Origin of the sequence: Nocardiopsis metallicus, assembly GCF_014201115.1 — a bacterium.
Lineage (GTDB): Bacteria > Actinomycetota > Actinomycetes > Streptosporangiales > Streptosporangiaceae > Nocardiopsis > Nocardiopsis metallicus.
In genome coordinates this window covers 457,528-470,870 of sequence record NZ_JACHDO010000001.1, presented here as the reverse complement: position 1 = coordinate 470,870, position 13,343 = coordinate 457,528, and the positions used below count along the sequence as shown (strand labels likewise).

General features: G+C 70.2%; 9 protein-coding genes. All 9 read right to left on the bottom strand.

The window, feature by feature from the left end:
* Window positions 1-85: 85 nt before the first annotated feature.
* Window positions 86-1,753: an IS4 family transposase gene (locus HNR07_RS01975; protein ID WP_184361138.1), complete on the bottom strand. Its 1,668-nt coding sequence runs from the start codon at window positions 1,751-1,753 to the stop codon at window positions 86-88.
* A 145-nt stretch (window positions 1,754-1,898) separates the two neighbouring features.
* The gene (locus HNR07_RS01970; protein ID WP_184361135.1) at window positions 1,899-2,666 is read right to left on the bottom strand and encodes a cell division protein FtsQ/DivIB; all 768 of its coding nucleotides are present in this window, start codon (window positions 2,664-2,666) and stop codon (window positions 1,899-1,901) included.
* Between the two features lie 25 nt (window positions 2,667-2,691).
* Entirely contained in the window at window positions 2,692-4,155 is a 1,464-nt protein-coding gene (gene murC, locus HNR07_RS01965) for a UDP-N-acetylmuramate--L-alanine ligase (protein ID WP_184361132.1), read from the bottom strand.
* Window positions 4,152-5,312 carry an undecaprenyldiphospho-muramoylpentapeptide beta-N-acetylglucosaminyltransferase gene (murG, locus tag HNR07_RS01960; protein WP_184361129.1) on the bottom strand — a complete coding sequence of 387 codons (1,161 nt, stop codon included), beginning with the start codon at window positions 5,310-5,312 and terminating at the stop codon, window positions 4,152-4,154. The genes murC and murG overlap by 4 nt, the downstream gene beginning before the upstream one ends.
* Window positions 5,309-6,751 (bottom strand): putative lipid II flippase FtsW, encoded by a 1,443-nt coding sequence (gene ftsW / locus HNR07_RS01955; protein WP_184361126.1) that lies wholly within the window; start codon window positions 6,749-6,751, stop codon window positions 5,309-5,311. Before ftsW ends, murG begins: the two co-directional genes overlap by 4 nt.
* Window positions 6,752-7,129: 378 nt before the next feature.
* Entirely contained in the window at window positions 7,130-8,596 is a 1,467-nt protein-coding gene (gene murD, locus HNR07_RS01950; protein ID WP_184361123.1) for a UDP-N-acetylmuramoyl-L-alanine--D-glutamate ligase, read from the bottom strand.
* Between the two features lie 4 nt (window positions 8,597-8,600).
* Complete coding sequence (gene mraY / locus HNR07_RS01945; RefSeq protein ID WP_184361120.1) at window positions 8,601-9,674, bottom strand: phospho-N-acetylmuramoyl-pentapeptide-transferase; 1,074 nt, start codon at window positions 9,672-9,674, stop codon at window positions 8,601-8,603.
* Entirely contained in the window at window positions 9,671-11,119 is a 1,449-nt protein-coding gene (locus HNR07_RS01940) for a UDP-N-acetylmuramoyl-tripeptide--D-alanyl-D-alanine ligase (RefSeq protein ID WP_184361117.1), read from the bottom strand. The genes mraY and HNR07_RS01940 overlap by 4 nt, the downstream gene beginning before the upstream one ends.
* A gap of 439 nt (window positions 11,120-11,558) precedes the next feature.
* A complete protein-coding gene (locus HNR07_RS01935) occupies window positions 11,559-13,226 on the bottom strand; it encodes a UDP-N-acetylmuramoyl-L-alanyl-D-glutamate--2,6-diaminopimelate ligase (protein ID WP_184361114.1) in 1,668 nt (555 codons plus the stop codon).
* Window positions 13,227-13,343: the final 117 nt, after the last annotated feature.

Here is a 13,343-nt window from a genome sequence, read left to right as displayed (position 1 = left end):
GCACGAAGCCAGACGGGAGGCCGGACCCACCACCCAGCTGGGCGCCTACCCGCAAGCCAGTGGCTTCAGCCACAATGCCGCGTAGTTAGGCGGTGGACTGAGAGGGCAAATCATGGGTTCCTGCTGGTAGGCGCCATTCCGGTGCGAGTCTGTACAGGCCCCGGCCAACTTTGCTAAGAAGACCGTCCTTCGCCCACTGGCCCAGTTGCGCGCAGAAACTGCGGTAGTGATCGATGCTGAGACTGCGCGCGATCTCCTTCGAACTCCAGGTGCGCTGACCGGCTGTTCGTAGGAGCTGCAGGGTGCGGTCTCGACGGCCCTGCCTGCGCCCGCCAGGCGAAGGCGGCGTGGAAGCGCAGGTAAGACCCCTGGGGTCCGCGCCGGTCTGCGCGGTGTGGACCGTGATAGCCAGATGGATGATGTTCCGGCTGCTCAGTGGGCGTTCCTCAGTAGAGTTGCCTCGGTAGCGGGAGGTGTAGGCCTTCACCCGGCGGGCGCTGAGGCGGGCACGACGTCTGGGCAAAAGACCGGTCATGACCGCGTGGGTGATTGTTGCGGTGCCGGGAAGGCAGGACAGGACGCCCTGTGCGGTGATGACCTGGTTGCGGGCGGCCTCAAGGGCGACGGTGAAACTCGCACGGTCTGGATCGATGGAGGCATCGGTGTCAGTGGCCTCGACCATCGCGCGTCGTAGCGCCTGGTAGAGAGCGAGTTGGGCCCAGATCTCCTGCTGCAGACCAAAGGGGTCCTGCGAGCGCAGGACGAGTCCGTCGAGCAGAGTGTGCCGCAAGGCGTAGAAGGCAGACTCCACTTCCCAACGCTCGTGGTACAGGCGGATCAGGGTGGTGGCAGGATCGTGTCGGTGGTCTAGCAACGTGGTGGCCAGCCGGTACCTGCTGGCGATTCGTTGCCCGTCCTGGCAGGTGGCGGTGATGTCCGCTTCGATGACACGCAGGGTCAGACCGTTGATCCGCGTCAGGTAGGAGCCGTCGGGCAGGGGTGTCATCACTGCGGGGGTACGGCGCCCGTTGAGGCGGATCAGTAGTTGGGCCCGGGTACCGGCGACCTGGGTGAGGAAGTCATCGGAGTCGAAGCCGCGATCGGCCAGCAAGAGCATGCTCGCGTCGAGAAGGGGCAGCAGGCGTCTGGCATAGCCGCGTTCACCGCAGCTGGTGGGGCCAAAGACCGCACCCAGCAGGCTGCGGGTACCGGTCTCACACAGGGCCATCAGCCGGAGCATGGGGTAGCCGTCCCAGCCGTTGGGGCGTAGTACCTTGCCCAGCCAGCCTCGCACGCGTAGCTGGTCAGGGGCTTTGATGGATGAACAGCCGTCCAGGGCCACGGTGCGCCAGTGGCGGTAGCTGATCCCGGGTGTGCGTGGTCGGCCGACAGGTCCGGCCAGTGTCTCAAAGAGCAGTTTCAACGGGGCTGGGCTCAGCCGTCGGCGCAGGTCCCGCAGCCCTTTTTCCGAGGGGCGGGCGGTGCCCGCAGACTGTATTCCGGCCACCAGTTTGTCCCAGACCCTGGCGTATCCCAGTGAGGGGAAGAGCGCCAGCGCGAGCAGGAAGTACACGCCAACTCGTGAGGGGAGCTGCCGGAGCCGCTGTTGGAGGTGGTTGGTTCGTGCTAGCACGTCATCGACGAGTTCGAAGGGGATGTGCTGGGTCAACTCGCCCAGATGCCCTGGCGCGAAGATGCCCTCGGCTGTTTCAACGACACGGGTGGACACAGAGATGGCAGACTGGTGTGGCAACGGGACCTCTTGTGTGAGCGGTGATGACCTTGGTCGGTATCACTGCGTCTATCAGGGGGTCCCGTTCCTGGTGTAGAGGGGGTGCTCTGGCGGTGGGTGTCCGAGTTGCTTTGATGGATGATCGCCTAACTACGCGGCATTGGCTTCAGCCATGGGCAGTTGACCTGACGATCGCCAGGTCGGGGGTTCCGACGTCGTAGACCCGCCCCTCCTGGGGCGGGTGCTCGCGCATCAGCACGCGCAGGACGTCGCTCTTGTCGGAGGTACCGTGCGGGTCGCCCCACTCCACCAGTGAGCCGTCGCCGAGCTCGACGGTGATCTGATCGGTGTCGGTGGCGTCGATGAGCTGTATCTGGGCGATGAGGGAGTCCGGGGCCTGTTCCACGATGTCCGCGGCGGCCCGAACCGCCTCGTTGCCCTCGATCTCCCCGGTGACGCGGACCAACGGGTGGGTTCCGGGACGGTTCGGCGAGTCCTCGATCCGCACGCCGTCGCCGTCGACCAGCCGGTACTCCTCCCCCACCCGGATGGCGAGCAGGGGACGCCGCTCGACGACCTCCACCCTGAGGGTGGCGGGCCAGCCGCGGGTCACCGTCGCGGACTCGACCAGGTCCAGGCTCTCGGCGCGGTCACGGCCGCGGTCCAGGTCCACCCGGATCAGCGGGGTCCCGGTGTCCACCGCCACGGCGGCGACGACCTCCTCCTGCGACACCCGGTCCAGACCGCTGACGGCGACCTCGCGCACCACGAGCAGGCGCGAGCCGAGCAGCACCCACGTGACCACGCAGACCAGGGAGACGACGAGCAGTACCGCGAAGGCGACCTTCCAGGGATCCGACCCCGTGCTGTCCCCTGTCGTGGCCCGCGCCTTCTTCGTGGCCTGGGCCTTCGCCCCGTCCCGGTCAGCGCCCACGTGTGCGTGCTCCTCTAACTGGCCTCTAGCTGGTTTCGGTACCCTCGGCGACCCGCGCGAGCTCCTCCACGATCAGCGGCCCCAGCTCGGTGACGTCACCAGCGCCCATGGTGAGGACGATGTCCCCGGGGCGGGCCAGCTCGGCCACCGCGCGTACGGACTCCTGGTGGCCCGGCACGTACCGGACACCGTCGTGGGAGACCTTCGAGGTGATGATCTCGCCGGTGACCCCGGGCTCGGGGTCCTCACGGGCCGCGTAGATCTCCATCACCACGACCTCGTCGGCCAGGCTCAGGGCGGTGGCGAACTCCTCGGCGAAGATCCGGGTCCGGCTGTACAGGTGCGGCTGGAACAGCGCGACGACCCGGCCCTCGGGGATCTCCTCCCCGTTCTCCTCGGCGTCCTCGGCGAAGGAGCGCAGAGCGGCGCGGGTGGCGCGCAGGTCGGCGTCGATCTCGGTGGGGTGGTGGGCGTAGCTGTCGTAGACGCCCACGCCGTTGCCCTCGCCCTTGAGCTCGAAGCGGCGGGCGGCTCCGGCGAAGTCGGCGATGCCCTCGACCGCGACCTCCAGGTCGTGGCCGAGCTCGTCGGCGACGGCGACCGCGGCGGCGGCGTTCTGCACGTTGTGCAGCCCGGGGACGGCCAGGGTGCCGTCGATCGGGTCGCCGTCGGCGGGGGTGAGGGTGAACTCGGTGGTGAAGCCTCGGGGGCGGATCCGGGTGATCCGGTAGTCGGCGTCAGCGGCCTCCCCGTAGGTGAGCACCCTCTTGCCGCGTTCACGGGCCAGCTCGGCGACGGTTCGGGCACCCGGGTCGTCGATTCCGACGATCAGGGTGCGCTCGACCCGGTCGACGAAGTTCGCGAAGTTGGCGTGGATCTCGTCGATGCCGCTGTAGTTGTCCAGGTGGTCGGCCTCGACGTTGGTGACCACGGCGATCTTGGGCGAGAGCATCAGGAAGGACCCGTCGCTCTCGTCGGCCTCCACCGCGATGGCATCGCCGACCCCGGCGTCGGCGCCCAGGCCGGTGGTGACCAGCTTGCCGCCGATCACGTAGCCGGGGTCGACGCCCAGGTGCTGCAGGACCACGGTGACCATGGAGGTCGTGGTGGTCTTGCCGTGGGTGCCGGAGACCGCGATGCCCTCGCGGCCCAGCAGGAGGGCGCCCAGGGCGGCGGCGCGGGGCAGGATGCGGATGCCGCGGGCGCGGGCCTCGGCGAGCTCGGGGTTGTTCTCGCGGATCGCGGAGGAGACCACGAGGGTGTCGGCCTTGCCCAGGTTCTCGGCGGCGTGGCCGACGAAGACCTGCGCGCCCATCTGCTCGAGCTCGCGCAGGGTGTCGCTGTCGCGGGCGTCGCTGCCCGAGACCTCGACCCCGGACTGCAGCAGCACGCGGGCGATGCCGGACATCCCGGCTCCGCCCAGGCCGATGAAGTGGGTGCGGCCGAGCTCGTCGACGGGGACCGGGTCGGTCGGCTTGACCAGGCTCATCGTGTGTCTTTCCCGTCGTCGTAGAAGGCTTCGTCGTCGCCGTCCTCGGGCAACGGCAGTTCGGGGGTGGGTTTGTCGCCGCGGGCGATCGCCAGGACCTCGCGGGCGAGTTCGGTGTCGGCTTCGCGTCGGCCCATCCGGGCGGCCGCCTCGGACATGGCCACGACGCGGTCGGTGTCGGTGAGCAGCGGGATGAGCTGGTTGGCGATCCACTCGACCGAGACGTCGGCGTTGTCGACCATCAAGCCGCCGCCCGCCTGGACGATGGGCTGGGCGTTGAGGGCCTGCTCGCCGTTGCCGATGGCCAGCGGAACGAACGCGCCGGGCAGGCCCACGGCCGTGAGTTCGGCGCAGGTCATCGCACCGGAGCGGCACATCGCCACGTCGGCGGCGGCGTAGGCCATGTCCATGCGGTCCACGTAGGGGACGGCGACGTAGGGGATGCCGTCCTGGGTGAAGTCCTGGGGTTCGTCGGCGTTCTTGGGACCGACCACGTGCAGGACCTGAACGCCCGCCTGGCGGAAGGCCGCGGCGGCGTTGAAGGCGGTCTCGTTGATGCGCTGGGCGCCCTGGGAGCCGCCGAAGATCAGCAGGGTGGGCAGGTCCGGGCGCAGCCCGAAGTAGGCGCGGGCCTTGTCTCCCATGGCCAGCCGGTCCAGCGAGGTGATCTGCTGGCGCAGCGGGATGCCGATGAAGCGGCCGTTGCGGATCTGGGTGTGCGGGTGACCGGTGAACACGTGCGGGGTCAGCCGCGCGCCGAGCCGGTTGGCCAGGCCCGGGAGGGGGTTGGCCTCGTGCACCACGATGGGGAGCTTGCGGCGCCGGGCCGCCAGGTAGCCGGGGGTGGCCACGTAGCCGCCGAAGCCCACGATGACGTCGGCCTGGAGTTTGTCCAGCTGCTCACCCGCGGCACTGAGCGCGCCCGCGAGCTTGCCGGGGACCGTGAGCAGCTGCGGGGTGAGCCGACGCGGCAGGGGGACCGCCGGGATCAGACCGAGTTCGTAGCCGCGCATGGGCACCAGCCGGGTCTCCAGCCCCCGCTCCGTGCCCAGGCAGAGGATCTCCGTGTTGGGTTCGATGCGCCGGAGCGCGTCCGCCAGGGAGAGTGCGGGCTCGATATGCCCGGCCGTGCCGCCTCCGGCTAGGGCTACCCTCATCGTCGCCGATTCCTCCTTGGCCGGTCACCAGCCGGGACCGGTCCGCTGTTGTTCTTGGCCGTGGTCTTGGCACCAGTCCTACTACCGCGCTCCTGCGACTTGCGCGCGGGACGCGGCGCGGTGGTGCGCTTGGAGGACGTCGAGCCGCTCCGTTTCTGGACGGAAGCGACGATGTTCTCCAGGCCAAGCCAGCTTAGAGCCCTTTGAACCCAACTGGGACCCCGGGCCGCCAGGGCCTTCTGTGCCTGGGGCTCCTGGCGGGCGATGGCGAGCAGCACTCCGAGCGCGATCATCGTGGGGATGAGCGCCGAACCGCCGTAGGAGACCAGCGGGAGCGGGATGCCGGTGACCGGGACCAGGCCGATGACGGCGGCGATGTTGATCATGGCCTGGCCGAGGATCCAGGTCACGATGGCGAAGGCGGCCAGCCGTGAGAAGGAGTCCTTGACGCGGTAGGCCACGCGCAGCCCGGCGTAGCCGAGCATGCCGAACAGTCCGAGCACCAGGAGGGTGCCGATGAGACCGAACTCCTCGCCGATGATGGCGAAGATGAAGTCGGACTCGGCGAAGGGGAGGAACCCCCACTTCTCCCGGCTGGCGCCGATGCCGACCCCGAAGATCCCGCCGGTGCCAAGGGCGTAGAGGCCGTGCAGGGACTGGAAGCCGGAGCCGGTCGGGTCCGCGCCGGGGTCGAGGAACGCCGTGATGCGGGTCATCCGGAAGGGTTCGATGGCGATGACGATCGCGGCGAGGCCGAGGACGAGTCCGAACATGCCCAGGAAGAGCCGCCCGGGGGCGCCCACGACCCACAGCAGGCCCAGGAACACGAGCAGCAGGACCAGTGTGGTGGACAGGTCCGAGCCGAGCAGGACCAGCAGCACGAGCAGGCCGCAGCCGGGCAGCAGCGGGATGAGCAGGTGCCGCCACTCGGTCAGCTCCTTGAGCTCCTCCTTGCGGGCCAGGGTGTTGGCGCCCCACAGGGCGAAGGCGATCTTGGCCGGCTCGGAGGGCTGGATGAGCAGGCCGCCGATCTCCAGCCAGCGGATCGCGCCGTTGACCTCGGTGCCCTGGAAGGCGGTGAGCAGCAGCAGCGCCACGGACAGGATCATCGCCGGGTAGCCGACCATGCGAAAGACCCACAGCGGCAGCTGGGAAGCGATCACCATCAGCGGCAGGCCGATCATCGCCGACACCAGCTGGCGCTGGAACACGGAGAAGGCGGAGCCGGTCTCGGTGATGGAGTTGACCATCGTCGAGGACAGCACCATCACCAGTCCCAGGGCGATGAGCATGACCCCGGTACTGAGGATCAGGTAGTAGGAGGTGAGGGGGCGGTCCAGGGACCGGGCCCACTCACGCCAGAGCGCACGTTCGCGCCCGCCGGTCGCCGTTCGCGCCCTGGAACGGGACACCCCGGGCACCGTTGTCGTCGCCGCCATCCACATCCTCCGCCCGATTCGCGCCTCAATCCTTGCGTACCGGCGGGTTCGGAACCGTGGACATTTTCCGCGTGTTGGCCATCTTTGGCCGGGCGCGGGGTGCTAAACGACACACGGAAGGCCACCCGCGCACCTCATGTGACGCAGGGGTGGCCTTCCGCTACCTAGTGCTATCTTTGGGCCTCCGCTTCGCTTTGGCCCGTGTTCGGGCGCCCAAAGCAAGGCAGGAATGGGTTTGGGGAAACACAGCGGCACCTACGGTGTGATGGCTCGCCCACCCGTCGCCCGCCACCACCCTCAACGGACGCCTCCGCGCAGTTCTTCGCTGCAATCCCACCTCCGGCACCTCCAAGACCCTGTCAGCGCCCGAACGAAAAACTAGAGTCGATGGACGGCGTCCGAGAAGAAGCGGCCGCGCTCCGGGTAGTTGGTGAACATGTCCATGGAGGCGGCGGCCGGGGCCAGCAGCACGGTGTCGCCCTCCTCGGCCAGGGCGGCGGCCCGGGCGACCACAGCGTCCATCACCGTGTGGTCGGCCGGGGCTCCCGGCTCGGGGCCCTCCACCTCCACCACCGGCAGGTCCGGTGCGTGCTTGGCCAGGGCCTCGCGGATGCGCTCGCGGTCGGCGCCGATCAGCACCGCCGCGCGCAGGCGGCTCACGGCACCGGAGACCAGGTCGTCGACCTCGGCGCCCTTGAGTAGACCGCCCGCGATCCACACCACGGAGGCGTAGGAGTTCAGGGAGGCCGCGGCGGCGTGCGGGTTCGTGGCCTTGGAGTCGTCCACGTAGTCCACGCCCGCGACCGAGGCCACGTGCGCGATGCGGTGGGGTTCGGGCACGAAGGCGGCCAGACCGGCCTTGACCGAGGCCGGGGCGACCCCCACCGAGCGGGCCAGGGCGGCGGCGGCCAGGGCGTTGGCGACGTTGTGCGGGGCGGCCGGGCGCACGTCCCCCAGGGTCGCCAGCTCCTCGGCGCTGCTGTGCGGTTCGGCAACGAAGGCACGGTCCACCAGCAGGTCCTCGACCACACCGAGCTCACCGGCGCGGGGCGTGTCCAGGCGCAGCCCCACCACGGGGGTGTGCGGGTCGCCGTCCTCCTCGGCCAGGCGGACGGACCAGGCGTCCGCGGTGTTGACCACGCGGATGGTGCCTCGGGCGAACACCCTGCCCTTGGCACGGGCGTAGGGGTCGAGCCCGCCGTGCCAGTCCAGGTGGTCGGGGGCCACGTTGAGGACGGTGGCGGCGTGCGGGCGCAGGCTGTTGGACCAGTGCAGTTGGAAGCTGGACAGCTCCACGGCGAGGATGTCGTGCACGTGGCCGCCGGAGTCGGGCTGCACGGCGTCCACGACGGGGGTGCCCACGTTGCCGACGGCGAGGGCGTCGCGGCCGTCCGCGCGCAGGATGGACTCCAGCATGCGCACGGTGGTGGTCTTGCCGTTGGTGCCGGTGATGGCGAGCCACACCTGGTCGGCGGGCTTGATCCGCCAGGCCAGCTCCACGTCCCCGATGACCTCGATACCGGCCTCGGTGGCGCGGGCCAGGAGCGGGGAGTCGGGGCGCCAGCCGGGCGAGGTGACCACGAGGTCGCAGTCCTCGGGCAGCGGGGTGTCGCCCAGGACGACTTCGGCTCCGGCCTCGGTCAGGGCGGCGGCCACCGGGCGGGTGGTGTCGTCGTCACGGCCGTCGACGACGACCACCCGGGCTCCCCGGGCCAGGAGTGCCCTGGCGACGGGGGGCCCGGAGACACCCAGACCGGCGACGCAGACCCGCGCGCCCGTGAAGGGGTTGTCGTTCCCCGCCGGCGCGGGGGTCTGGGAGCTGTCGGAAGGATGGTGGTGCGGCATGCCTCTAGCTTGGCATCCATTCCAGGTAGAAGAGTCCGATGGCGATCGCCATGAACAGACCCTGGATGATCCAGAACCGGATGACGATGGTGGTCTCGGCCCAGCCCTTGAGCTCGAAGTGGTGCTGGAGCGGCGCCATACGGAACACCCGTTTGCCGGTGAGGCGGAACGAGGTGATCTGGACCATCACGGACATGGTGATGATGACGAACAGACCGCCGATGAGCAGCAGCAGGAGCTGGGTGCGGGTGGTGATGGCCAGACCCACGATGAGGCCGCCCAGGGCCAGCGAGCCGGTGTCGCCCATGAAGATCTTGGCGGGCGGGGCGTTGAACCACAGGAAGCCGATGCACGAGCCGAGCACCGCCGAGGCCACCACGGCCAGGTCCAGGGGGTCGCGGACCGTGTAGCAACTGGAGGTGAGGGCCTCCACGCAGGACTGGCGCAGCTGCCAGTTGCCGATGATGACGTAGGCGGCCAGCGACAGGATGACCGCGCCGGTGGCCAGGCCGTCCAGACCGTCGGTGAGGTTCACCGCGTTGGAGAAGCCGACGATGAGGAACAGCGCCCAGATGATGAACACGCCGAGCATCAGCGGGGGGCCGAAGTCCCGGAGGAAGGACAGCTGGGGGGCTGCCGGGGTGTAGCCGTACCCGTTGGGGAACTGGGTGACGCCGTAGGCGAAGCCGACGCCGACGATGGCCTGGCCGATCATCTTCGCGCCACTGCGCAGACCCAGACTGCGGCGCTTGTAGATCTTGATGAAGTCGTCCAGGAAGCCGACACAGCCCATGCCGACGAACAGGAACATCACCAGCAGACCGGAGGCCGTGGGCCCGGAGGCGGTCGGCTGGACCAGCCACAGCACCAGGTGGGAGCCGAAGTAGCCCACCACCGCGCCGAGGATGATGACGATACCGCCCATGGTGGGCGTGCCCTGCTTGGTCTTGTGGCCCTCGGGGCCGTCGTCGCGGACCTCCTGGCCGAACTTGAACCGGTACAGGAGCTTGATGAGCGGCGGCATCAGCACCATGGAGATGATCAGCGAGAACGCCGCCGCTATGGTGATGCCGATCACTGGACATCACCCTTGGTGATGAGGTCGATGACCCTTTCGAGCGCAGCCACGCGCGATCCCTTCACAATGACAACGTCTCCTGTACGCATCCGGTCGCGCACCGCGTCGGCTGCCGCCTCCGCGTCGGGAACCCGGATGGTCTCACCGTCCCACCGCCCCTGCCGTGCGGCGCGTTCGGCGCCGACGGCGATCCCCTCGGCCGCCGTGCCGACCACGACCAGGTGGGCCACGCCCGTCCGGGCGGCCAGCTCACCCACGCTCTCGTGTTCGGCGTGGCCGTCATCGCCGAGCTCCGCCATGTGGGCGAGCACCGCGATGGACCGGCGGTCCCGGGCGAGCGCGCCCAGGGTGGTCAGCGCCGCCCGCATCGATTCGGGGTTGGCGTTGTAGGCGTCGTTGACGAGGGTGGCACCGCGGTGTTCGGTGACCTCCATCCGCCAACGGCTGACCGGGGTCGCCGCGCCGAGGGCGGCGGCGATGTCTTGGATGTCCATGCCGAGGTCGTCGGCGACGGCCGCGGCGGCCAGCGCGTTGCTGACCTGGTGGGCGCCGACCAGTCCCAGCTCGACCCGGGCCGTGCGGCCGCGCAGGTCGAGCGTGAAGGACGGGGCGCCGTTGTCTGAGATGACGACGTCGGTGGCGCGCACCTGGGCGTCCTCGGCGGTGCCGTAGAGCACCACGCGGGCGTCGGTGCGCGTGTGCATGGCGCGCACCAGCGGGTCGTCGGCGTTGAGGACGGCCACGCCGCCCTCGCCGCGCCGGTCGCTGCCGGGCGGCAGGCACTCCACCAGCTCGCCCTTGGCCTTGGCGATGGCCTCACGGCCGCCGAACTCGCCCATGTGGGCGCTGCCGACGTTGAGGACCACGCCGATCCGGGGCGGGGCCACGCGGCACAGGTGGGCGATGTGCCCGATGCCGCGGGCGGCGACCTCCAGGACCAGGTTCTTGGTGCCGGTGTCGGCGCGGAGCACCGTGAGCGGGTGGCCGATCTCGTTGTTGAACGAGCCGGCGGGCGCCACGGTGGGGCCGGTGCCGCTGACGACCTGGGCGATGAGGTCCTTGGTGGTGGTCTTGCCGGAGGAGCCGGTGACCCCCACGACCTCGGCGGCGGCCGTCCCGCGCGCTGGGTCGCTGAGTTCGATGGCCACGTGCCGGGCCAGGCGGGCCAGGGCCGCCACGACCTCGTCGTCGCCGCCGTCCACCAGCAGGTGGGGGGCGTCGACCGGGCGCGAGGCCAGGACCGCGACCGCTCCCGCGGCCACGGCGGACTCGGCGAAGTCGTGTCCGTCGACCCGTTCACCGCTCAGGGCGACGAAGAGCGCTCCTGGCGCCACCTGTCGTGAGTCGATGACGACGGGGCCGTCGACGACGGCGTCGGGGCGCGCTGATCCGCCGATGGCGGTTTGGGTGATCTCAGCGATCCGATCGAGCGTGAGCGCGATCAAATCCACTCCTCATGTCAGGCCCGGCCCACGGCGCCCCAGGGGCATTGGCCACCCGGCCTCGGGTTCGGGTCAGGGGATGGCACCGCGGATACCGTGCGCGCGGTGCCGCGCCGGGCTTCACCACGATGACCGGCCGGTGCCGGGTCGTGGGCGCGACCGTGGGCGGCACGTGTCGGGCTGCGATTGCCGGACCTACCTTAGAACATGTTGGGGCGTCTGGGGTCCCAGCGGGGCCCTGTGCAGAGCAATATGCTCCACTTCGTGATCGACGGCGGGTCCGGTGCCGGCGATCCGTACACATAGGCGGCGTGCACACCACCGGGACGCGGCCTGGAGCCGCGTCCCGGAAGGCGGACGGCACCGCGTGCGGCGCGTCCCACGGTGTGCTCTTGGATCAACCGAGGCCAGACCCGGGTCCAGCCTTCAGCCAGCCAAGGGGTCAGCCTTCGTCGGGCGCCCGGTGGACGTCCTGGAGGGCGTTGCCCAGCCGTGCGCTGGCGCGGGCGCGCAGGGCGTCCCCGATGGCCGTCCGCAGCACCTCGCGGTCGTCGAAGGGCAGGACCTCGCCCTTGACGTACTGGCCGGTCTCGTGGCCCTTGCCCGCGACCACGACCACGTCGCCGGGGCCGGTGCGGTGCACGCCCAGGCCGATGGCCTCGGCGCGGTCGAACTCCACCGTGACGCGCGCCCGCTGGTCCTCAGGGACCTTGGACACACCCTCCAGCATCGCGGTGGCGATGGCGACGGGGTCCTCGGTGCGCGGGTTGTCGTTGGTGATGATCAGCTGGTCGGCCAGGCGCGCGGCGGCCTCGCCCATCAGCGGGCGCTTGGCGCGGTCGCGGTCGCCGCCGCAGCCGACCACCATGGTGACCTGGCCGTCGGTGGTCTCGCGCAGGGCGCTGAGCACGGCCTCGATGGCTCCGGGCTTGTGCGAGTAGTCCACCAGGGCGGCGAAGTCCTGGAAGCCCGAGGAGGTCCCGCGGACCTCGACCGACTCCATGCGGCCGGGCACGCCAGGGGCCGCGGCCACACCGGCGATGGCGGTGTCCAGCGGGATCCCGGCCTCGACCAGGCCGACGACGGCGGCCATGGCGTTGGAGACGTTGAACGGCCCGGGCAGACCCACGGAGGCGCGGGCCTCCATACCGCCGGGGCCGACGATGCGGAAGGTGCTCCCGGTGGCGCCCAGTTCGACGTCCACGGCCTTCCAGTCGGCGTCCATGCCGTTGTCGGGTCCGGCGTCGGAGCCGCCCTCCACGGCGAAGGTGGTCACCGGGACCGCCCCGCGCCCCTGGACCATGTCCACGAGGGCCCGGCCGAAGCGGTCGTCGGTGTTGACCACCGCGATGTCGCAGTACTCGGGGGTGAACAGGAGCGCCTTGGTGTCGAAGTAGTCGCGCAGGTCCGAGTGGAAGTCCAGGTGGTCCTGGGACAGGTTGGTGAAGATCGCCACGTCGTAGCGGGTACCGCCGACACGGCCCAGGGCCAGGGCGTGGCTGGAGACCTCCATGGCCGCGGCGGTGGTGCCGCGTTCGCGCATGACCGCGAAGAGCCCGTGCAGGTCGGTGGCCTCGGGCGTGGTCAGCGAGGAGGCGACGCGCTCGTCGCCCACCCGCATCTCCACGGTGCCGACCAGACCGGTGCTCATCCCGGCCTGGCGCAGCCCGGACTCGACCAGGTAGCTGATCGTGGTCTTGCCGCTGGTGCCGGTGGTACCGACCAGGAGCAGTTCCTTGGCCGGGTCGTCGTAGACCCAGGCGGCGGCGGTGCCCAGGACGGCGCGCGCGTCGGGCACGACGATCACGGGCAGCCCGGTCTCGGCGGCGCGGTCGGCGCCCGCGGCATCGGTGAGGATCGCCGCGGCCTCGGCGTCGGCCACCTGTTGTGAGAAGTCCGCGCCGTGGGCGCGGGTCCCGGGCAGGGCCGCGTACAGGTCGCCCTGCTGCGCCTTGCGCGAGTCATGGGTGATACCGCGGACGTAGATCTCCCGGTCGGGGAGGCCCGCTGGACGGTCCGCGCTCAGGTCGGGGCGCAGAAGAGTGGCGTCCGGCCCGAGCAGCGCTGCGAGGGCGGACAGTGGACGGAGTTTGGTGTGTTCAGGTCGCATTACCGGTGGCACGTGTGGAGGTTAACGGCTGTGGAGGACCTCTCGGTAATTTCCACGCTGCGTTGTCGGTTATTCCCCGGATGGGGGTTGCGCCCAGGTTACGCGCGATACTTCGAG

Coding starts and splice junctions, on each gene's coding strand:
- murG (WP_184361129.1), bottom strand. CDS start 5,312: ATGAGGGTAGCCCTAGCCGGAGGCGGCACGGCCGGGCATATCGAGCCC.
- murC (WP_184361132.1), bottom strand. CDS start 4,155: ATGAGCCTGGTCAAGCCGACCGACCCGGTCCCCGTCGACGAGCTCGGC.
- HNR07_RS01935 (WP_184361114.1), bottom strand. CDS start 13,226: ATGCGACCTGAACACACCAAACTCCGTCCACTGTCCGCCCTCGCAGCG.
- ftsW (WP_184361126.1), bottom strand. CDS start 6,751: ATGGCGGCGACGACAACGGTGCCCGGGGTGTCCCGTTCCAGGGCGCGA.
- murD (WP_184361123.1), bottom strand. CDS start 8,596: ATGCCGCACCACCATCCTTCCGACAGCTCCCAGACCCCCGCGCCGGCG.